We start from the raw sequence: 20868 nt of genomic DNA on the forward strand, positions 1-20868 counted from the left end.
AGCCAGCTGGGGTCACCCTGCCCGTCCAACCGCAGGAGCTTTCCTGGCGCAGAGAACCAGCGCACGGGTGCTTGCCCGATCATCCACGACACCACCGACAGAAACCTCGGCTCCCCTCCTGCAGCGGCACAGTCGCTCAGCCCGTAGCTACTGTGTCTGCGGCCGTGCCCCGTACGAGCCTGATGAGTTCGGGCCCAATATGACTTGGTTGGCTGTAGAAGTGCCGTAGCGAGTCCTCAGAGAGACCACCACCTCTCCGCTCAACTCCAGCCCTGGAGACGGAAAGAACTGGCAGGATGGTTCGTCTGGAGCGGGACGCACCGTTTGCGGTGCTGAGCGAGGAGTGGTGCGTGGGGGCACAGCAGTTGATCAACCATCGTTTCCTGCTGCTGCCCCAGGATCCGCGAGCCGGGGGGCTGTCTGAGGTCCGCAAGGCGGTGGACACCAGTGGTGCGGCTGGGGACTACGCGGCCGTGAAGCTGCTCAAGCAGCGCGACGACCAAGCCATCAAGACGTTCCTGTCGCGCGAGACCGACTCGCTCAAGGCTCTGCACCACCCGAACATCGTGCGAATGCTTGACTCCGGCTGGGACCCCGACCTCGGCCGGTACTTCATTGCGCTGGAATGGGTCGACCGCAGCCTCAAGGACGACATGACCGACGGCAGGCCAGTCGGTTGGACGTCGTTCTTCACCCGTACCGGCAAGCCGCTCGCGGCCGCTCTGGCCCACGCGCACGCGCTGCGGATCGAGCACCGGGACATCAAGCCCGGAAACGTCCTGCTCACCGAGGATGGCACGCCCAAACTGGCCGACTTCGGCATCGCCAAGATTTGGTCCAAGGCTTCCGTCCTCACCGACGCAACGGTGGCGGAGTTCCGCTCCAACCTCTACGCCCCGCCCGAGCAGGAAGACACAATCCCCTACGTCCGGGACGTCTACGGATATGGTGTCCTCGCCATCCAGGTCCTCTCCGGCGGCAAGGCGCGGGACTATCCCGATCTCGCGGAGGTTCTCGCAGAGCTTGATCTCGACACGGAGGTCCGCTCGATCCTGCGGTCCTGTATCGACTTCGACCCCAGGAAGCGTCCCGCGAACGCGACCGTGCTCGAACAGCGCCTGCTCGAGGCCGAGCGGGTCTCCCACGACCAGCAGGCCCGCCGCAGCAACTTCGTATGGCTCAAACTGACCCGCCGTGCGGCCGAAACCCTGAGTAACGTTCCCGCTGGTACGGAGCCGGACTGGGACGTGGCGAAGTCCGAGGTCCTCGCAGACCTGGCCGGTACCGTCCACGCTGACTACGGACACAATCCGAAGACGGACGAGATCGACCAGGGCACCCTGCGGGTCTTCGGGCGCTCCTGGTTCCTCCGGCTCGTCGAGGACGAGAACCAGAGCGATCGGTGTGTGATCCTCGCGGCCGACGCCAGGGGCGAGGAGTGGATGGCCAAGCGGCGTGAGCGGTCGGCGCCGATCGGCCCGGTCCTCACCTGGACCTTCGACGACCCCGGCGAGGACCCCGCCTACGACGGCCTAACCTTCCTTCTCGAGCGACTGGACGAGCATCTGGTCCGACGTGAGGAAGCAGCCCGGGCCGACAAGGATCAGCACCTGGGTGATCTCTTCGGAGGCTGGCGCCGGCTGCTCGAGGCTCGCGAGGAGGTCGCGGCCGGCGGCCGGCAGAACCTCGAGTACGAGCGCGTCACGGGGAGCGGGCGCAACCGGGTCTTCCGCCTGGCCATGCCCACCACTGCCACCCTGGTCGGTGAGGAATGGTCCGTGGCCACCAATTCCTACACCCGGCCTCTCGACCGTGGCGAGGTCACCGCTCAGACCGATGACACCCTCACCGTCCGCTTCCGGCGCCCTGACACCGTCCTTCCCGGCAGGGGTGTCCTCCTGCCGTACCTCGGCCCCAGCCAGAACGCCCTGAACCGGCAGCGCGACGCCCTGACCAACGTCGCGGCGGGTCAGACGACGAACCCGGCCCTGCGCGAGATCATCGAGAAACCTGCGGTCATCACGGTCCGGCCGCCGGCGGAGATCACCCACTGGTCCCGCACCGATCTCGACAAGAGCAAGCGCGAGGTCGTCGCCCACGCGCTTGGAAGCCAGGACATGCTGCTGGTCGAAGGCCCTCCAGGAACGGGCAAGACGACCGTCATCGCGGAGATCGTCGAGCAGGCTCTCAAGCGCGACCCGCATGCCCGCATCCTGATCGTCAGCCAGACCCACATCGCCATCGACAACGCGTTGAAGCGCATCGAAGACGCCGGCATCGGCGGGCTGGTGCGCCTCGGCCGCCCCGATGACCCGCGCGTCGCCGCGAATGTGCAGCCGCTTCTCCTCGACAAGCAGGTGAAGCGGTGGACCCAGCAGGTCCGCACCCGGGCCGAGCGCTACCTCGACGAGATCGCCGCCCATAAGAACCTGAATGGCCGGCGCCTCAAGGCCGCGCTCATGCTGGAGGAGCTGGCCTCCGTCGCGGCCGACCTCGCCCACGTCACCCGGACGCTGGACGAGCTCACGGACCGGCCGGCACCGGACCGCACCACGTCCGCCCGCGAGCTCGGCGAGGAGCTGGTCTCGGCCCGGGACCGTCGTGACCAGCTCGTCGAGCAGCGCCGTGAGCTCTTCACCGCCGTCCAGCCCTTGCTCGCTGGCGAGATCACCCTCCGCGAGGAACTGAGCGCCGCCGAGGCCCGCGACGCGGTCGAGCTGCTACTCATGGATGCTCCGGGCTCCGCCGGCCAGGAACTCATGCGGCTGCTCCGCCTCCAGGGCGAGTGGTTGCAGCGCATCGGAACCGACCAGAACCTGATCACCGCGTTCCTGCGCACCTGTCCGGTCGTCGCCGGCACCGCGCTGGGCTTCCTCGGTCACCCCGCCGCCCGTGACCTGGAATTCGACCTGTGCATCTTCGACGAGGCGTCCAAGGCCACCGCCACCGAAGCGCTCGTCCCTCTCGCCAGGGCCAAGCGCTGGGTATTGGTGGGAGACACCGCACAGCTGCCTCCGGTCGACGAGGACCTGCTGCGCGACCCCAAGATCATGGCCGACCACCAGCTCGTCCCCGAGCTGGTCACCACCACGCTCTTTGAGTATCTCGTCCGCAACACCGAGTTCCCGGTCCGACACATGCTGCGCGAGCAGTACCGCATGACCCCGGCCATCGGGAAGCTGATCTCCAACTGCTTCTACCGCGACGAGCTCCTCTCCCTGAACGACCACGCGTTGCCCGGTTACGAGATCGTCGGCAAGCCCGTCACCTGGCTCGATACGTCGAAACTTCCCGGCCGTCGTGAGTCTGAGCGCAGCGCGACACAGACCAGCATCTCCAACCGCGTCGAAGCCCAACTGGCCGTGCGCCGTCTGGAGGTCATAGATCAGGCCATCGGCAAGAACGTCATCAAGGTTCCGGACGACCGGAAGCTCGACGTTCTGCTCATCGCCCCGTACGGCCGTCAGGTCGAAGAGTTGGACCGCCAGCTGACCTACGCCAAGCTCAAGTACCTCACCGTCGAAGTGCTCTCTGTCGACGCCGTTCAGGGTCGCGAATGCGACCTCGCGGTCTTCTCAATCACCCGGAGTAACACCCGTTCGGAGTTCGGCTTCCTCGGCCAGCCGTACTGGAGGCGCATCAACGTGGCTCTCTCCCGTGCCCGCTTCGGCCTCACCGTCGTCGGCGACGCGGCCTTCTGTCGCAGCACGCCCGGTGCCCTGCGCGACGTACTTGACTACATGCGTCACCACCCCGAGGAGTGCGAGATCCGCGATGCCTGACTTCAGCCCCGACAGCCTCCTCGCGGTCCGTTTCGACGACGCCCGCTCCGGCCTGGAGCTCGTCGCCGTTGTCGACGCCGCTCTGCCTGTGGCTCTCGTTACCGCCGATGTTCTCGCGCAGGACCGGAAGCGGCTGCCACTGCTCGACGAGTTCGTCCTGCGCCTGGTCAACAACAAGGTCACCACCGAGCAGGCCATCTCCGGCCTCCTAGGCGTGCCCGAGCGCATGGTCACCCAGACCGTGGCCCAGCACTTCTCGGACGACTACCTCACGTATGCCCGGCCCCTCGCAGGGGCAGACCCGGCCGACCGGAACCTGCGCCTGACCGGACGGGGAGAGCAGACCGCCCGCGAACTGGCCGCGATCACTCCTGTACGCGTCGAGCAACCGCTCGTCTACGACCAGCTGCTTTGGAAGGCCAGGCCCTACGACCGACACACCGTCATACCCCGCGGTCAGGCCGAGGATCAGGACATGATCCTCCTGCCCGCCGCCAAGAGCGGACCGGTCGAGCCAGGCGACATCTCGGCTGCAGACATCAACGCTCTACTCCGGGAACGCGGCAACAACGACCGTGAAGTGCTCCAGGTCAGAGGCATCACGCAGACCAGGGCCCGTCGGGTGATCCCGGCTAAGATCCTCGTCTACTCGAACCCCGATCGCACCGACATCGAACTGGGCGTCGTCGTCGATGGCGAGCTCAGTCACGCGCACGAGCTCGCACTGATCACGGCCGGCGGAGCGAAGGCGCTCGGCATCACCGTGGAGCCCGCGCCGGAGCGGCCGATCCTCGAGCCCGATCTCGAGCAGGTCCGTGTCCCGCTCAGTGAGGTCACCCAGCGACGCGCCGAGCGAGCCGCAGCGCAGCTCAGTTCGTCGAGCCCGCTGTCCGCCGCTGTCTCCGAGCCCGCGCCGGCGGAGCCGGAGATCCGGGCGATCGGCGTGTTCGAGCACCCCGACGTCCTCGACGAGGCACTCACCCACGCCCAGAACAGGATCCTGGTCATCTCGCCGTGGATCAAGCAGGCGATCATCACCACCGAGTTCCTGAGCAAGCTCGAGAACCGTCTCCGCAGCGGGGTCCGGGTGGACATTGCCTACGGCTATGAGGAGAACGACACCAAGTCGGATCCCATTGCCATCCGGCGGCTCGAGAACCTTGCCGCGCGCTATCCCGACAAGTTCGCGTTCTCACGTCTCCGGAGCACCCACGCCAAGGTCCTGGTCTTCGACGACGTCTGGGTGACCACAAGCTTCAACTGGCTTTCCTTCAAGGGCGACCGCAACCGCAGCTACCGCATGGAGGAGGGGAGCCTCATTCATGACAAGAAGCACGCGGACGCCAAATACCAGCGTTATCTCGACCTGATCGGACAGCAACGCCAATAGGTGGCCGGAGTGCTCGGTGATGTAGGCCGCAACCGGTAGTTGTCAGTGCGGCGACGAGCAGCCCAGGCAGCCGAAGGCAGGGAACGACGCTGAGGCCGCTCATTCCGGCAGGACAGGAGTGCTGGTGAACACCGCGCAGACGCCTACTCTCGAGTGAGCTCAAGAGCAGTGACGCGATCCCGTCCCGGTCGCAACATCGGGGCGGGGTCTTCGCCGTTTCAGGGTCGCTCAATGACTGCTCTGGGAGCCTTGTTGTCAGCGATCAGCCTGCGTCAGACAGCTTGTGCCACCAGTGACTACATCCGCCTGAACAGTCGCGTTCGCGGCGCCGCGCATCGGCGATCGCGAGTACTGAGATCAGGAGTCGGAAGGCTTTGCGGCGTTCGTCGAGAGGTGCGAGACCGGCGATCTTTCCCAGTTGCTCGTCGATCCGGCCTTGTGAGATCAGCACTGCGGGTGTATGCGTCGGGCGCAGCCCGGCACGGCAGATGCTCTCCGGTGCGTCCTCAGTGACGGCGCGCGCCTGGACGCAGTGATGGCGCAGGAACAGCAGCACCTCGGACTGCTCTTCCTGGCCGAGGACGTCGAACCATTCGATGCCCTCTGACATCGGGCGCAGCCCCTGTGCGAGCTCGTTGAGCAGGACGTCGCGTTCGGTCATGACTGCCTCCCGTGGGACGGGCGGCGCTGTGCCGCGTTGATCAGGATGCCGAGCAGCACTGCCAGATCGGCCGCTCCCTCCGCGTCGTCGGCCCAGCGAGTGGTCTGGAGCGGGTGCACCTGGTCGATCGCCGCTCCTTCGCGGGCCAGGACGAAGGCCAGCGCCAGCATCGCCGCGCGGGCGTTGCCGTCCTCGAACGGATGGAAGAAGAGGATGTCGAGGTAGGTTCGTGCGGCGTGTGAAGGGAGCGGCAGGTCCCGTTGAGTGCTCTCTGACAGGCACTGCTCGAACCTCGCCTGCGTGCCCGTTGCAATGCCGTAGCGCTCTCGTCCTCCCTTGGAGAAAGCGGGCATCGTACGGAAGGCGGCCACGCCCTCGCCTAACATGGTCTGCTGCCAGTCGGCCATGAGAGTGAACGTCAGCCGATCGCCCCTCTTCGCGTCTGCCAGGGCCAGATCGAGGGCTTCCAGGACCCTGGTGGTTCCCTCGGTATCGCGGCTGCCGCGGGTCGCGTTGAAAAAGTCCCTGAAGGCGTCTCGGTGCGATGCTCCATGGCTGAGGTGAGCACCGCTCCAACACGGCCATGAGATCTGCGGACGGATGCGCACCCAGTCGGTGAGGGCGTCCGTCGGGCGGCCAGGGGCGGACATCATTCGGTCTCGCCCACGGCCTGGGCGAACTGGGAACTCACCGCGTCGACCACCGTCACGTCCGGCGCGATCCAACTGCCGAATCGGCCGCCGATCGCGCTCTCCACAATCTCGCCGGCTCGCTCCTCTTCGACGTCGTTGTAGGCGAGGAACCAGCCGAGCACCTGCTCACAGTGTCCGTACCAGCCGCTCTCGGCCTGCGTCCGGTCGGCTACCAGGGTGACCAACCGCGTGCATGCCCGCTCCCAATGCCAGGGATCGACGGTGGCCCCCGTCGAGTGCGACGGCGGCGCCAGCGCGGCAAAGTGCTCCGTCAGATCCTCCAACCAGTCACGCCACTCAAGCAGGCCGGCGACAACCAGAGGAGCGGTCTCGTCCGCCGTCGTCACGGAATGGGCGGTGCAGCACCACGCGCCGACGATCCCGCTGTCGGTGTCGCCCTCGCCTACCGACCAGTTCCACCCGCAGGCCCATCGGCCATACCGGTCCACCAGGAACTCGGTGACGGGGAGCAGCGAGCGCCAGCGGTGCTCTTCGGCGGCCTCGGAGCTGGGCAGCAGGGGAACAACAAGCCCGGTCAGTGTCTTGGCCGCATCCTCGTCCAGCTCGAACGGATGCCGCGACGGATCCACTTCCGCCCAGGTCAGCGCGTGCGCCCACAGCTCAGTCACCACGCCACTCTGCCTTGCGTAGCCGCCCTGACTCCACTCCATATCGAGTGGCCGTCCCATCAGCGGGAAACGATCTTCGGTCAACTGGGAAGCGATCTTCAACCGCCCTTGTTCCGCCTGGTCAGCGGTACTCGTGAACACCCCAGCCTGAGCTACGTCCCAAGAGCCGACCATGTCGCTGAACTCGCCTTCCTCGTCGTCGTAATCGATGCCGTGTTGCGTTTCAGGAGGCGGATCCAGACGTCATTAGCCTGGCGGTAGGACGGTGCGCTCCCCCTCGAGGAAGTGCCGGACATCGGATGCGAGGGATGACATCTGCTCGCCGGCCTCCAGCCACGTGGTGACCGAAGTGCTCCAGTCGCCCGCCGCGCTCCGCCAGGGGCGAATGGTCCAAGTCAGGCCGATGTATCCGCCGGAGCGGAAGACGGCCGAGACGGCGAGGTCGCGGTCTATGGTGTGCCAGGTCCGTTCGCCATCCCAGCCCCGGTAGCCCGCTGCCAGCTCCTCCAGGAACGTGGTGAGGTCGTTGTCCCAGATCCAGGCGACCACCTCGTTGACACGGGCGGTCAGACCGGGCGCCCAGGCTTCGATGGCGTAGTGGACGGAGTCCTGGTCGAAGCTGAACCGGTCGCAGAACGTCACGCCCACGGACGAGTTGTCCTGGCAGCGGATGGTCACGCAGGGCTTGCCGTCGATGTCGCCGTCCGGGGATGTCATGCACGGAACGCTAGGTCAGCGCTACCTCGACCGTCATCCGGATTCGTGGCCGGTGCCGTGAAACAGGGCTTCGGCGATTTCGCGGACGCGGTCGCGGGTGATGCCGGTGCGCTGTTCGACAGCGAGCGGGTGCTCGGTCGGTTCGAGCTCGACCAGGGGCCGCTCGCCGATCGGGCGAGTGTAGACGTTGGTCTTCAGGTTGATGGTGCTGGGGGAGTAGATCGGCAGCTCGGTGGTGAGCCAGCCGAAGTACGGCTTCTCCGACTCGCGCCCGGGCGTGTCCCACAGGTCGGCCGCCCGGGAGAAGTTCTCTCGGCTGAGGGAGACCCAGACACCCCAGGAGAAGGCTTCGTCGCTGCCGATGACCGGTATCTCGATCAGACCCTTGACGAAGTAGTGCTGCGCCTTGATGACGCACTGATCCGAGGAGAGCAGGCAGTCGGGGGCGTCGGCGAAACTCGGGTCCCAGACGTAGGGGGCGGCGGCGGAGTAGCTCATCGGCAGCTCGCCGTGGTGGCTGCCGCAGCACGTGCAGGTGAATCCGAGATCGCTGGTCATGGCGGGAGCCTAGCGATGCACTCGGACAGTCGCACTCTGCAGCCAAGACGCACGACTTGAACAGCGACGCGACCCCTACAGCGAACCCCGCCGACCCTGGGCGATCGGGCGGCCGCGGGGACGTCTCGCGGGGCGACGAGGGGAACCGGTGAACGTGCGACACAAGACGCGCGGAAGCCTCTTCGTCGCGCTGATCTCCGTGCTGGTTCTCACGTCCTGCTCGACCGGGGCCCCCGGCAGCGCTACGCGCGAGAGCGCCTATCCGTACTGGGAGAAGGGTGCCGGCGCCACCGAAGCGGCCGCGTTCATGAAGATTCAGATCCCCAAGGGCGCGACGGAGGTGAAGGGTGCCGTGCAGGTCAACCCACGCGAAGACGAGTACATCCTCTCCTTCCGTACCGGCAAGGCCATCGCAGCCCAGGTCGCCAAGGACCTGCACTCCGAGGAGCCGCTGGCGCCATGGGGCATCAAGTCGACACAAGAGTCCGAACTCTTCGAGCACCTTGGACTCGCAGAGCCGAAAACACTCAAAGATGCCCTTTGGGCGGGTGTCTGCCCGCCGTGTGTCAAGGACTACCGACGTCGCGACGTCGCGTGGATGGAGATTTACATCGAGAACATGGACTCCGAGCAAGCCCGGTTGTACCTCCACGCTTTCTGACCGCGACCGGCCGATGGCTCTCTCGGGCCTGTCCGAGAAAGTCCGCCATACCCGGGCGCGAAGGTACGGTTCAGGCATGAGGCTGACGGGTGAATCGCAGCGGCTGGCCAGGTTCGAGTGGAAGGGCAACCTCCTTCAGGGGCGCCTCATCGCCGAGGACGGGGGCGACGCCGTGGAGGTGCTGAGCGCCGATCCGGTGAGGGGAACGGCGAAGCCCACCGGCCGCCGGGTCCCGCTCCACGACGTACGGCTGCTCGCCCCGGTCAGCCCCGGGAAGATTGTGGCGGTCGGCCGGAACTACGCCGATCACATCGCCGAGTTGAGTCTGGACACGCCAGCCGCCCCCCGGCTCTTCTTCAAGCCGCCGTCCGCCGTGATCGGCCCCGGGGAGCCGATCCGCTACCCGGCCCAGTCGCACGAGGTGCACCACGAGGCCGAGCTCGCCGTGGTCATCGGCCGTACGGCCCGCGACGTCCCCGCCGAGCAGGCGCTGGAGTACGTCTTCGGCTACACCTGCGCCAACGACGTGACCGCCCGGGACATCCAGCGGGAGGACGGGCAGCCGTCCTGGGCGAAGGCGTTCGACACGTTCTGCCCGCTCGGCCCGTGGATCACCACCGACCTCGACCCGACGAAGCTCGTCGTGCGCTGCGAGGTGAACGGCGAGGAGCGGCAGTCGGCCGGTACGGACACCATGGTGCATCCGGTCGCTTCCCTGCTGGCGTACATCACGGCGGCGGTCACGCTGGAACCGGGTGATGTGCTCCTGACCGGTACGCCGGCCGGGGTGGGCCCGGTCGTCCCCGGCGACGAGGTCGCGGTGCACGTCTCCGGGATCGGCTCCCTCGTCAATCCTGTTATCGGCCGGTAGCTCGGATCAGGCTCGCAGCAGCTCGGCGAACTCCTTGCCGGCGGGCAGCTGGGCGTGTCCAGCCGCGCGGCTGAAGTCGGTCGCGTACTTCATGACCATGCCGGTGCGGTGTTCGTCCGGCAGCACCGTCAGGGCCTGTGCGGCGGTGCGGTACGCCTCCTCCGGCTCACCTCCGCGGGCGAGACAGGTCGCGCGGTCCAGGCGGATCAGGGTCGGGTCGAGGTACTCGGTGGGCGGGTAGAGGTCGAGGGCGCGGCGCTGGACCTGCCAGGCGTCCTCGTTGCGTCCCAGGTGCGTCCACGCGTTGCCGAGGTGCCAGAGGAACTGCCGCTCGGTGTGGCCGAAGGCGGGGTCGTCGCGGTCCTCGGCGGTCAGCCGGCCGAAGGCGTCCTCTGCCTGGCGCAGCAGCGGCAGCGCCTCGTCCCCACGTCCCATGCGGGCGAGTGCCCGGGCCTCGACGAGGAGGCCGCGAGTGGTGGCGGGGCCGATGGTGTCGCCCAGGATGTGGCGTGCTCGGGCGGCCTGTTCGTGGGCAGAGGCGGGGGTGCCGTAGTAGAGGGAGACGATGGCCGAGCGTACGGTCAACGCTCCTTCGAGCTGGTTGTCCCCGGCCTCCGAGGCGGCGAGGCGTCCGGTGTGGAACCAGCCTCGGGCCTCGCGGTGTGCCCCGAGGGCGGAGGTGAAGATCCCGGCCAGGGCCGCGAGTTGGGCCGCGACCCGGCAGAGGCGTTGGCGGTAGCGGATGGGCTGCCGCTGTTCCAGCAGTCGCTCCACCTCGGTGAAGTCGGCGAGGACATCGGCGAGAAGGCGGTGCGGTGGCACGGTTTGGTAGGCGTGCGCGTACTCGAAGGCCGTGGTCTCCCAGCGTTCCAGAGTCGCCGGCCCGACGGCCGACGATTCGAGCGCCAGGTCCATGCGCTGCCTTGCGGCGGCCATGACCTCCAGGGCCGCCTCCGTGATGCCGAGGGTCGTTCCGACGACAAGCCCGCGGATCAGGGTTCGCCGTTTCATCTCGTCCTCCTCCAGGAGCACGTTCGCCCCTGTCTCGGACGCGTGCTTCGGCTCTTGCTCTGTGCGTGTCGGTGGGGTGTCGGCGGTCGCTACCAGCGGCGAGGGCTCTGCTAAGGCGAGCAGCTTCTCGGCCGTCCAGCCCGGGAACATGCCCTCGAGCGCCTCGCACGCCTCGGCGCGCGGCACGCCCTTGATCTGTCCCGTGCGCCACCGGTCGTACTGCTTGCGCTGTGGTGTGACGTCGTCCAGGCGCAGGTCGGCGCAGACCTTGCGGAACTCGCGGCCGAACCGTGCGTATCCCCAGCCGCGTTCCCGTACGAGCCTGCCGAACACCGTCAGCTGTCTGTCGCCCACCGTGCCCCCTTCGCATGGACGCCGTCAGGCCCTCCGCCTGTACGCGGCGATTGTCGATCACCTACCCGCCCGGCGGCCGGGCAGGACGCACCCGAGTCCCAGAAGACCACGGCAGGACCCGCCGGGGGCCGGAACGACGAGATCGGGGCCGTAGGAAAGTCCGTCCGCCCGCCGTCATCGTTCGGTGACCGCGACGGCGCGGCCTCACGGCCACGCCTCGCCACCAGGGTCCGACATGCGGAAAGGCTGGGCAATGGCGTCCTCGGTTCCCACCTCGGTCATCACCACGAGCCTCATGGGCTGCCGTGGCATCCCCACGGCCGGCGGCGGCGCGCGCATAGCGCCGTCGCCCATGGACGTCTCCTTCGTCCGCGACGCCTCGCGGGTCTCTCAGGCGCGGCGGATCGGAACGGCCTGGCTGCGCAACGCGTGCCGGGTGCCCGAGGCTCGGGTCGACTCCGCCGAGGTGGTGATCTCGGAGCTCGTCGGCAACGCGATCGTCCACGGGACGAGCGATTCCGTGGGCCTGCGCATGCGGCGCGTGGGCGACGAGGTCCGCCTGGAGGTCGACGACGGTTCGCCGTCCGAGGTACCGAGACCCAGGCGGGCCGGGGCCGAGGCGGAGCAGGGGCGCGGCCTGTGGCTGGTGGACGCGCTCGTGACGGAGCTCGGCGGCAGCTGGGGGTTCACCAACGACGGCACGGTCGCGTGGTGCGTCTTCCCCGTCATGCGGGAGCCCTCTCCGACGAACCGGGGCCGGGCGGCATGAGCCAGGCGGTCAAGGCCCCGCCGTGGCGAGTCCCGCCCGGCGCCCGGGTCGTCGTGTACGCGTGTCTCTCCCCTGGAGCCGCCGCCCCGAAGGCACAGCCCCAGCGGGCGCTACGGCACGTGCTCCGGTACGTGAAGACGCGCGGCTGTACCGTGGCGGCGACCTACGTCGACCGGGCCGCCGTGCTTTCCAGCCGGGCGGACCGCCCCGAGTGGCCGAAGGTACTCGCCACGATCGAGGACGGACGGGCCGACGGGATCGTCGCACCGTCGATGGAGACGCTCTGGTTCCACCCGGAGGAACACGACTCGTTCATGGGGTGGCTGGAGAAGACGGGCGCGTTCGTCTCGACGCCCGATTCCCTCGCCGATCTGCGACGGCCCCGCCGGGACGGTTCCTCTCCCGAAAACACGGCGGCTCCCAAGGACACGGCGGTCGGCCCTCGGCCGGCGGCGGGATCGAAGCGCAGGCCCCGATGACCTTGGCGCCCAGAGCCACGATCCCCCGACGTCGGTTCGCCCGGTCGCGCTGGGCCCTCCGCCACCCCGTCCGGCTGCTTCGGCGCTACGGCTTCGGCTGGTTCCAGTTCGCGGTCCTTCTCGTACCGGTCCTGCTGGTCATCTGGGTCACCGTCGCCCGCGCCGACCTCCCGTATCCGTATCCCATCCGCTGATTCCCACGAGGAGTGCTTCATGACTTCCCGTTCCGTGCCCGAGTACCGGGTGACCCTGCCGAAGGAGCTTGTCGCCGACCTCGCCTGGCAAGCCGCCGGCCTCCCCGAGTGGCGGCTCGGCAACGACGGCATGCTCTCGCCCGGGACTGCCGCGCGATACCACGGGGTGCTGGCCGGCATGCCCCGCCTCGCCGAGTTCACCACGACCTGCCACCAGCTGCTCAGCGCTCCCGAGGGCGGGGGCTTTGCGGTCCTCGAACTGGCCGGGCTGCTCGACGCGGCCGACTCCGAGGAGGCGGGCCTGCGGGCAGTGACCGCGCTGCTCTCCTTGATTGCGACGCCGCTGCGGGCCTTCGACCGCTGGCCGCTGTGGCAGCCGCTGAGCACCAACCTCGCCATCGACCCGATGCATATCGACGTCGTGAACTCCACGCTCCCGCCGGACTACATCGCCCAGCTGTGCGTCCGCCCCGAGCCCCGAGGCCACAGCCTGATCTCGCAGGTCCGCCGCGCCGTGGGCCGGCTCGGCTACGCCGACGCCGAGCTCCTGACCCACCCGCGGTACGTCGACGGGTCGCTCTTCGAGCTCACGGGCGTCGGGGAGGAGTGGCAGCCTTTCCCGATCCTCGACGGCCTGCCGCCGTCGGAGGGCTTCGTCCGGTTCACGACCACGATGCTCGCGGACGCCGATCCCGCCGACCCGTACGTCAAGGCGGCTCGGGCCCTGGAGCGCGAACTGATTGTCGGCCAGCGCCGGTTCCTGCTCGGGCGAGGCGACCTGCTCATCGCCAACCAGCACCTGTGCTGCCACGGCCACGAGGCCCTCGGCGGCGGCCAGGAGGACGTACCCGAGGACGAGCGCCGCCTCCTCCTGCAGATCTTCCTCCGCGGTCAGCTGCGGCACGCGGCGACGCCGGAGGTCGTGGCATGACGCCCGTCATTGCGGGTGGGCCCGCAGCACAAGACACCAGACATCAGAGAGGGAAGCCGATGCTCGAATCCGTCAGCCACCTGGAAGAGGTGGCCCGTGAGTGGAAGATCAACCGCGAGGACGTCCTGCTTCTCGCGCTGAACAGCTGCGGGGCGCGCTCGCCGCTGGACAAGCCGCGGATGCGGTTTCGGCTGGAACTGGACTCGCGGCCGGCCGACCCGTCGTACCTGATCCTCTCCCTGGGCCGCGAGGACTCGCCCTTCGAGATCGACGAGCACGAGCTGCGCCTGCACGGCGAGCGGGTCGGCACGGTCGCCGGCATCGAGGACGACGACGCCGTCTTGGGCTACTGGCGCAACGGCACCAAGATGCTCACCCTCAACTCGAACCAGCGCTCCCAGTGCACCGGGTGCACCTTCTGCCCGAACACGCTGGAGGGCGCCTCGGACCCGGCGATCCGCGAACTCGACCTGCCCGGCTACTTCGCCACCCTCGCGGCGAACTCCGGCATGGCGGACCTGTCGGGGGTCGAGACCGTCACGGTGTGCACCGGCTGCTTCCTCTACGAGCACCTGGCCCTGGAGCACTTGGAGGGCGTGCGCGCCGCGATGCGCAGCACCGGCTGCGAGGGGACCCTGCACTTCCTGTCGTCGGTCCTCACCAGTGAGGAGGGCCTGGACCGGGCCGCCAAGCTCGGCCCGTTCCACCTGACACTGACGGTGGAGTGCTTCACCAACCGTGCGAACATCCTCAAGCAGTCCAAGGCCGCGCTGACGGTGGACCAGATGATCGAGACGCTCGGGGCGGCTAAGGAGCGGGGCATCACCACGGACTTCACCTACATCGTGGGCCTGGACCCGATCGAGGAGGCCGTGGAGAACCTGAAGCGGCTGGTGCCGGTGACCACGACGTTCCCGCGGTTCCAGACGTACCAGGCCCACAACCCGTACATGGATGTCTACCGCACGCCGGGTTCGGACACGATCGAGTGGAACCTGACGATGCGCCGAGCGGTCGAGGAGCTGTTCGCGGAGACGGAACTTCGGCCGCAGTGGTGGCAGAACTACCGCTCGCCATGGGCGTACACGTTCGCCGGGGAGCAGCTGACCGGGGCGCGGATCTGATGGCCAGGCGGGACGGCGGGGCCGTGAGTGTGGTGCGGGCGGTGCGGCTGTGGCCGGTGGCCGGGCAGCAGGCCGGTCTGCCGGAGGGATTGCCGGACGCGGTGGCCGCGGTGGCCCTGGACCCGGCGGGCCCGTCGTGGCCGGAGCACCGGACGCGGTTCGCGATCGAGGTGGTCGGCGACGGGGTCTCGGGCTGGCACGCGCCCGTCGGGGAGGGCGTGGCGCGGCTCGTCGTGGACACCCTCGCCGACGGGCTTGTCGGGCACGATGCGGCGGCGCCGCGCAAGCTCGGCTACCGGCCGCGGACCGGGCGGCACCAGCAGGGGGCGCACACCCGTCAGGCCGTGTCGGCGGTCGAGCTGGCGTGCTGGGATCTGGCGTCGCGGGCCTCGGGCCGGTCGGTGCCGGAGCTGCTGGGCGGCACGGTACGGGAGCGGGTGCCGGCGTACGCGTCCGCGCTCGGCCTGGACCCGAGCCGTCCGGAGGCGGTGAAGGCGGCGGCGTGGATCGCCGAGCAGGGGTTCTGGGGGCAGAAGTGGCCGCTCACCAAGGAGTTGCTGCGCCAGGGGCCGCGGGTCGTCGGCCGGGTGCTGGGGGCGCTGCGGGAGGCAGCGGGCGACGGCCGGTTCATGGTCGATGGGCTGCGCCGGTGCCGGCTGGACGAGGCGCTGGCCCTGATGCCCGTGCTGGCTGACCTGGATGTCGCGTTCGCCGAGGAGCTGGTGGAGCCGGGCGGGTTCGCCTGGGGCCGGGTGCGGGTGGCCGGGGCCGGGGTGCCGATGGCGGCCGGTGAGCACGCGGTCGACGAGCACGAGCAGATGCGGCTGCTGGCCGGTGGAGCGGTGGACGTGTGGCAGACCGATCCGGGCTGGTCGGGCGGGCTGGCCCGCTCTCTGCACACCACGGAGGTCGCCGCCGATCTGGGGATGGCGACGTTCCCGCACGGCGACCGGCTGTGGGCGGCGCTCGCGCTGGCCGGGGCGTGCTGCCGGGACAAGATCCCGGCGGTGGAGTGGCACCTGACGCTGGAGCCGCTGCGGCAGCAGGTGTTCACCGAGGCCGCCGTCGTCGAGGCGGGGCTGCTGCCGTTCGGGCCCCACGCCGGGCTCGCCCCGCTGCCGGTCACCTCCTCGCCTCTCCCAGCGTGGGAGGTCGGGTCGTGAGCGGCCGGGTGATGTGGTCCGGGGCGCGGGCGGTCTGCTTTGACCTGGGCGGCACGCTGGTGCGCCCGGAGCCGGTGGCGACGACCGGCCAGGTCGCCGAGGTCCTCGGCATCTCCTTGGAGGAGGCCCGCGCCCTGATGGGGCGGAGCGCCAAGCGTCGTCTGGTCACCCCGCAGGACCTCGCCCACGAGATCGCGGCCGACTTCGGGCGGCCTGGGCTCACCGGGCCGCTCACCGAGGTGCTGGAGCGGGCCCGGCGCCGGGCCGAGAACCCGCAGCTGTACCCGGACGTGCCGGACACGCTCGCCGAGCTGCGGGCGAGGGGCTATGCCCTGTACGCCATGACCAATGCGCTCGGTTCCTCAGTGCCCGAGCAGGATCCTCCCGCGTTCCGCGAGTTGCTGGACGGCGTCTTCTACTCGGCGCGCACCGGCGCGATCAAGCCCGAGCCGGAGGCGTTCGCCGCCGTCGAGCACGCCAGCGGGCTGCGTCCGGGAGAGTTGCTGCACGTCGGCGACTCGATGACCGCCGACGTACGCGGGGCCGCGGCGGCCGGCTGGCACACGGCCTGGGTGGACCGTCACCACACGACCGGCCCGCTGATGCCGGCCGCCCTCACGCTGCGCCTGCACTCCCTCAACACCCTCCCTCTGCTGCTGCCCGCCCGGGCGGCGGCGGAGACGATCACATCGGAGGTGGCCGGCTGATGGAGCCGTCCCGTACATCCCGTACGTCCCGCCCGGCACTCCCCCCTGCCCGCGACCCGCTGACCTCGTCCGTGCCGCTGTTCGACCCCAGTCAGATGCCGCTGCGCACCTGGTGCGAGGGCAGCCGCGAGGACGCGGTCACCGGCCTGGTCGCTTTCCCCGACTTCCACAGCCACATCCCTCGCTGTCTGGCCGCCGCCCTGGACGAGGGACGGCTGGTGGCGCTGGCGATCGGGGACGTCGACGGGCTGAAGGACCACGTGGAGCGGACGAACTCCACCAACCCGACCTCGTACGGCCACCTGGCCGGCAATGAAGTCATGGCGACCGTGGGGGCCACGACCCGTGTGTGGTTCCGCGAGCAGCCCTTCGACGCCGGCTGCTCGGCGACCTTCGGCGGCGACGAGGTAATCCTCGCCGCGGTCGTGGACGACGCCGCCCAGTTCCACCAGGCCCTGGGGATACTGCGGGACCGGCTCGGCGCCGCGCTGCCGGTGACGGTCTCCTTCGCCCTGATGTTCGTCACCGGCGGCGACCTGCCCGCGAAGCGAGAGCGGAGCTGGAAGCACGCCTTCACCGACACCCTGCTCGCGGCGGTGGACCGGACGCTGTTCACGCACAAGGCGGCGCGGCGCGCCGGGGGCGGCCAGGGCGGCATCATCGCCGTCACCCGCCCGCCCCTCCTGTCCGAGTCCGACCAGGCAGGGCCGGATCCGATGGTCCTGCTTCCGCTGCCGGCCGCGTCCGACGTCGTGCATGTGGTGGCCCGGCCGGAGCGGATCGGCGGCCGGGACTTCCTGCTGCTGCCCTGCCGCGGGCCGGTCGGCCAGCGCGGCGCCCAGCTGCGCGTCACCTTCCCCACCGGCAGCTCCAAGACCGTCGTCGCCTACGCGCTGCGCGGTCAGGCCGCGGTGCCGTACGCGGCCGTCGCCGACGGCGTGACCGGCGTGCCGCTGACGGTGCGGGGCCTGCGGGACCGCACTCCGCGCAGCGTGCCCGAGGACCTGGCCGCCGCCCTGGAGCGGGCTGGCCTTGACTGGACGGCGGTGCCCGCTCACGAGCAGGCGCAGATCCTCCACCTGATCACCGAGGCCGGCACTGAGGAGATCCGGGCCGGGCGGGTCACCGCCGCCGTGGACGCGGTCGCCGCGCGGAAGGGGGCGGCACGGTGACGGAGACCGCTCTGCTCCCCGGGCCCGCCGTCGTCGCGGGCCCGGGCGACTTCCCCGACTGGAGCCAGGCCGCCGCGAACGCCGCGGAACGCGTGCCGGGCGCGGCCGTCACGGCCGCGTGGCGGGCACTGAACTACCTGTGCGCTGCGCAGCTGTACCTGAACGACAACGTGCTGCCCGCCCGGCCGCTGCGGGTGGAGGACGTGAAGGAGGCGCCGAGCGGACACTGGGGGGTGTGCCCGCCAGTGAACTGGATGCTCGCCCACCTGGGGCCGCTCACCGCATGGCGGCCTCCGGGCAGTGAAGTCCTGGTCGTTCACGGCGCCGGCCACGCCGGGCCGTCGGCGCTGGCCCACGCCTACCTGACCAAGACTCTCACCCTGACCAGCAACGGACCGGGCTGGTCCGCCGACGACATGCGCGCGCTCGCCGCGGGCTTCCCCCACACCCGCGCCTACGGCGGGGAGATCACCCCGCTCATCCCCGGCGTGCGCTACACCGGCGGCCAGCTCGGGCCGGCGCTCGCCGTCGCGCAGGGCATGGTCCTGGACGCCCCGCACCGCCTGGTGGTCGCGTTGCTCGGCGACGGGGAGCTGGAGACCGGTGCTGCCGCAGCCGCCTGGACGGCCCGGCGCGCGCTGCTCGGGTCCGGGCTGCACGGCGCCGTACTGCCCGTCGTGCTGGCCAACGGCCTGCGGATGGGTGGCCCCTCCATCCTGTCCGGGCTCGACGAGAACGAACTGCGCGCGTACTTCACCGGCCTGGGGTACGAGCCGTTCCTCCACGACGGCTCCGACGCCGCCGGGTTCCGGGCGGTCCTGGCCGAGGTGTTCGCCAGGCTGCGGCCGCTCGGTGTCGCCCGGCCACAGCCGGTCATCGTCCTGACCATGCCCAAGGGCGCGACCGGCCCCGAGCAGGTCGCCGACCGCCAGATCGCCGGGACCCCGGCCGTGCACAAGGCCCCGCTGAAGGACCCCGCCCGCAACGGGGAGGAGTTCGACGCCCTTGCCGCCTGGCTGGCCTCGTACGAGCCGGCCGAGCTGTTCACCGACGGCGGGCAGCCGTCCGACCTCGTACGGCAGGCGCTGCCACACCCGCCGCCCCGGCCCCGCCCCGCCCCACCGGTAGCGCCGCTCGCCGTCCGAGGAGAACCGGCGTGGCCGCTGGTCAGCGCTGTGATCCGCGAGCGCGCCGCCGCCGGTTCGTTCCGCCTGTTCAGCCCGGACGAGGTCACCTCCAACCGGCTGCGCCTGGCCGACGCCGGGGACGACCGGCTGCCGGAATGGGCGAGCGAGATCCTCAACGAGGAGATCTGCCACGCCTGGCTCCAGGGCTACACGGAGACCGGCCGCGACGCGCTGCTGGCCACGTACGAGGCGTTCGCCGCGGTCAACACCAGCCTGCTCGTCCAGCACCTCAAGCACCGCGGCGCGCGGACCGCGACCGGCATGGGTGGGCTGGCGAACATCAACTACCTGATCACCTCGCTGGGTTGGCGCAACACCTACACCCATCAGAACCCCGGGCTCGTCTCCGCGATGCTGGAGACCGAGAACCCCACCGTGCACGTCTACACCCCGGCCGACGCCACCCGCGCGGCCGCGACCCTCACGGTCATGCTCACCGGGCGCGACCGGGCGAACTTCCTGATCGCCGACAAGCACCACACGCTCACCTTCCCGCCGGGCAGCATCCGCGAGGAGATGACCAACGGCGCCGCGATCTGGCCCCACCTGAGCCCCCCCGGCCCGGGAGGCCCGGATCTCGTCCTCGCCTCCGCCGGCGACGTCGCGGCGCGCGAGCTGTCCGCCGCAGCCGACCAGATCGCCGCCGCCCGCCCAGGCGCGCGCATCCAGTACGTGCACATCAACGACCTCACCGTCCTCGGCCAACCGGACACCTGGCCCGCCGCGCTGCCCGACGGCACCTTCGCCCGCCTGTTCCCGGCCGGCGTTCCCGTACTGCTGGCCACCGTCACGCAGGCACCGGCCGTACGGGCCCTGCTCGCCGCCCGCGGCGAAGCCGCCCGGGTCCGGGTGGTCGGCTACCGCGACCCAGGCCGCCCCCTTCCGTCCGTCGACCTGCTGGAACTCTGCGGCATGTCCGCCGCCGCGCTCACCGCCCAGGCGCTCTCGATGCTGAAGGAGCCGCGATGACCACCCCGCTCGCACCCGCCCCTGAGCAGCTGGCCGCCTTCGACCGCGACGGCCTCCTTATCCTGCGCGGCGCCGTTGCCCCCGAGGTCCGAGACCGCGCCGCCGAGGCCGCCGTACGGCTTCTGGCCTCCGACCGCACCGTGGGCCGGGACCGCTCGGTCGACGGCAAGGACGGCTTCCGCGGCGTCATCGCCCTGGACGACGCCTTCCTACCGCTCGTCGCCAACCCGGCCGTCCTGCCCACCCTCGTCGGCCTGCTCAGCCCGAACATCCACCTGATGTCGAGCAACCTGATCGCCATGCCGTCCCTGCCCGACGAGCAGCGCACCATCCGCGTGCCGTCCCGGCACGGATGGCACCGCGACATGTCCTCCACCGTGGCCGACCTCGGCGTCGGACACACGCCCCGCCTGGCGATCAAGGTGGCGTACTTCCTCACCGCCCCGGGCCCGGACGCGGGGTTCACGATGTTCGTGCCCGGCAGCCACACCCGCACCGGACCCGTCGCCGTCCCCGAGGGGGACATCGACCCGCCCGGCGCGATCACTCTGGACATCGGCCCGTACGACGTGGTGCTCTTCGAGAACCGCACCTGGCACGCCGGCGGCCTGAACCGCTCCGGACGCGACCGGCTGGCCGTGATGATGCAGTACGGCTACCGGTGGCTCAACGCGGTCGATGACCCCGCCCCCGGCCTTCTCGACCGGCCGGACCTGAATGCCGTCGAGCGACAGCTCCTCGGCGCCCGCGACCGCCACCCCGACGGCTCCGTCGCCCGCGAGGGCTCCGGCGCCCGTCCGATCACCGAGTGGTGGCAGCACCTGACTACGGCCCCGGCTCGTTGACC

The 20868-nt window shown here is 70.0% G+C and carries 20 protein-coding genes; 14 read left to right on the top strand and 6 right to left on the bottom strand.

Annotated elements, in window-relative coordinates; translation table 11 throughout:
- Positions 1-296: 296 nt before the first annotated feature.
- Both MRBLMG1_RS36485 and MRBLMG1_RS36490 read left to right on the top strand, forming a co-directional pair.
- Positions 297-3782 carry an AAA domain-containing protein gene (locus MRBLMG1_RS36485; protein ID WP_367828456.1) on the top strand — a complete coding sequence of 1162 codons (3486 nt, stop codon included), beginning with the start codon at positions 297-299 and terminating at the stop codon, positions 3780-3782.
- Positions 3775-5172: a hypothetical protein gene (locus MRBLMG1_RS36490; RefSeq protein WP_367828457.1), complete on the top strand. Its 1398-nt coding sequence runs from the start codon at positions 3775-3777 to the stop codon at positions 5170-5172. The genes MRBLMG1_RS36485 and MRBLMG1_RS36490 overlap by 8 nt, the downstream gene beginning before the upstream one ends.
- Before the next feature lie 262 nt (positions 5173-5434).
- Here MRBLMG1_RS36490 and MRBLMG1_RS36495 read toward each other — a convergent pair whose 3' ends face one another.
- The 5 genes from MRBLMG1_RS36495 to MRBLMG1_RS36515 all read right to left on the bottom strand — a co-directional run bounded on the left by MRBLMG1_RS36495 (position 5435) and on the right by MRBLMG1_RS36515 (position 8369).
- The gene (locus MRBLMG1_RS36495; protein ID WP_367828458.1) at positions 5435-5833 is read right to left on the bottom strand and encodes a DUF5958 family protein; all 399 of its coding nucleotides are present in this window, start codon (positions 5831-5833) and stop codon (positions 5435-5437) included.
- Entirely contained in the window at positions 5830-6240 is a 411-nt protein-coding gene (locus MRBLMG1_RS36500; RefSeq protein WP_367828459.1) for a Fic family protein, read from the bottom strand. The genes MRBLMG1_RS36495 and MRBLMG1_RS36500 overlap by 4 nt, the downstream gene beginning before the upstream one ends.
- A 242-nt stretch (positions 6241-6482) precedes the next feature.
- Positions 6483-7256, bottom strand: a complete 774-nt coding sequence (locus MRBLMG1_RS36505; protein WP_367828460.1) for a hypothetical protein — start codon at positions 7254-7256, stop codon at positions 6483-6485.
- 144 nt (positions 7257-7400) lie between these two features.
- Complete coding sequence (locus tag MRBLMG1_RS36510) at positions 7401-7871, bottom strand: DUF6228 family protein (RefSeq protein ID WP_367828461.1); 471 nt, start codon at positions 7869-7871, stop codon at positions 7401-7403.
- Between the two features lie 33 nt (positions 7872-7904).
- Entirely contained in the window at positions 7905-8369 is a 465-nt protein-coding gene (locus tag MRBLMG1_RS36515) for a DUF2199 domain-containing protein (RefSeq protein WP_367828578.1), read from the bottom strand.
- Positions 8370-8577: 208 nt separating this feature from the next.
- Here MRBLMG1_RS36515 and MRBLMG1_RS36520 point away from each other — a divergent pair, with 208 nt between their 5' ends.
- Together MRBLMG1_RS36520 and MRBLMG1_RS36525 are read left to right on the top strand one after the other, a co-directional pair.
- Positions 8578-9090, top strand: coding sequence for a hypothetical protein (locus MRBLMG1_RS36520; RefSeq protein ID WP_367828462.1), 513 nt, complete (start codon positions 8578-8580; stop codon positions 9088-9090).
- Positions 9091-9166: 76 nt separating this feature from the next.
- Positions 9167-9961: a fumarylacetoacetate hydrolase family protein gene (locus MRBLMG1_RS36525; protein WP_367828463.1), complete on the top strand. Its 795-nt coding sequence runs from the start codon at positions 9167-9169 to the stop codon at positions 9959-9961.
- A 6-nt stretch (positions 9962-9967) separates the two neighbouring features.
- On the opposite strand, the gene MRBLMG1_RS36530 is transcribed toward MRBLMG1_RS36525, so the two are convergent.
- Positions 9968-11326 (bottom strand): hypothetical protein, encoded by a 1359-nt coding sequence (locus MRBLMG1_RS36530; protein WP_367828464.1) that lies wholly within the window; start codon positions 11324-11326, stop codon positions 9968-9970.
- 253 nt (positions 11327-11579) lie between these two features.
- On the opposite strand from MRBLMG1_RS36530, the gene MRBLMG1_RS36535 reads away from it, so the two are divergent.
- From MRBLMG1_RS36535 to MRBLMG1_RS36580, 10 genes are read left to right on the top strand one after another with little or no spacing between them, the layout of a single operon-like run.
- Positions 11580-12095 carry an ATP-binding protein gene (locus MRBLMG1_RS36535; RefSeq protein WP_367828465.1) on the top strand — a complete coding sequence of 172 codons (516 nt, stop codon included), beginning with the start codon at positions 11580-11582 and terminating at the stop codon, positions 12093-12095.
- Positions 12092-12574, top strand: coding sequence for a recombinase family protein (locus MRBLMG1_RS36540; RefSeq protein WP_367828466.1), 483 nt, complete (start codon positions 12092-12094; stop codon positions 12572-12574). The genes MRBLMG1_RS36535 and MRBLMG1_RS36540 overlap by 4 nt, the downstream gene beginning before the upstream one ends.
- Positions 12571-12768 carry a hypothetical protein gene (locus MRBLMG1_RS36545; RefSeq protein ID WP_367828467.1) on the top strand — a complete coding sequence of 66 codons (198 nt, stop codon included), beginning with the start codon at positions 12571-12573 and terminating at the stop codon, positions 12766-12768. Before MRBLMG1_RS36540 ends, MRBLMG1_RS36545 begins: the two co-directional genes overlap by 4 nt.
- Before the next feature lie 19 nt (positions 12769-12787).
- On the top strand, positions 12788-13699 hold the full coding sequence (locus MRBLMG1_RS36550) for a hypothetical protein (protein WP_367828468.1): 912 nt from the start codon (positions 12788-12790) through the stop codon (positions 13697-13699).
- Between the two features lie 59 nt (positions 13700-13758).
- On the top strand, positions 13759-14823 hold the full coding sequence (locus tag MRBLMG1_RS36555; protein ID WP_367828469.1) for a radical SAM protein: 1065 nt from the start codon (positions 13759-13761) through the stop codon (positions 14821-14823).
- A gap of 23 nt (positions 14824-14846) precedes the next feature.
- Positions 14847-15986, top strand: a complete 1140-nt coding sequence (locus MRBLMG1_RS36560) for an enolase C-terminal domain-like protein (RefSeq protein WP_367828470.1) — start codon at positions 14847-14849, stop codon at positions 15984-15986.
- Complete coding sequence (locus MRBLMG1_RS36565) at positions 15983-16693, top strand: HAD family hydrolase (protein WP_367828471.1); 711 nt, start codon at positions 15983-15985, stop codon at positions 16691-16693. Before MRBLMG1_RS36560 ends, MRBLMG1_RS36565 begins: the two co-directional genes overlap by 4 nt.
- On the top strand, positions 16693-17865 hold the full coding sequence (locus tag MRBLMG1_RS36570; RefSeq protein ID WP_367828472.1) for a hypothetical protein: 1173 nt from the start codon (positions 16693-16695) through the stop codon (positions 17863-17865). Before MRBLMG1_RS36565 ends, MRBLMG1_RS36570 begins: the two co-directional genes overlap by 1 nt.
- Positions 17862-20021, top strand: coding sequence for a phosphoketolase (locus MRBLMG1_RS36575; RefSeq protein WP_367828473.1), 2160 nt, complete (start codon positions 17862-17864; stop codon positions 20019-20021). The genes MRBLMG1_RS36570 and MRBLMG1_RS36575 overlap by 4 nt, the downstream gene beginning before the upstream one ends.
- Positions 20018-20866 carry a phytanoyl-CoA dioxygenase family protein gene (locus tag MRBLMG1_RS36580; RefSeq protein WP_367828474.1) on the top strand — a complete coding sequence of 283 codons (849 nt, stop codon included), beginning with the start codon at positions 20018-20020 and terminating at the stop codon, positions 20864-20866. The genes MRBLMG1_RS36575 and MRBLMG1_RS36580 overlap by 4 nt, the downstream gene beginning before the upstream one ends.
- The last annotated feature ends 2 nt before the right edge of the window (positions 20867-20868 follow it).

The organism is Streptomyces sp. LMG1-1-1.1, assembly GCF_040815545.1.
GTDB lineage: Bacteria > Actinomycetota > Actinomycetes > Streptomycetales > Streptomycetaceae > Streptomyces.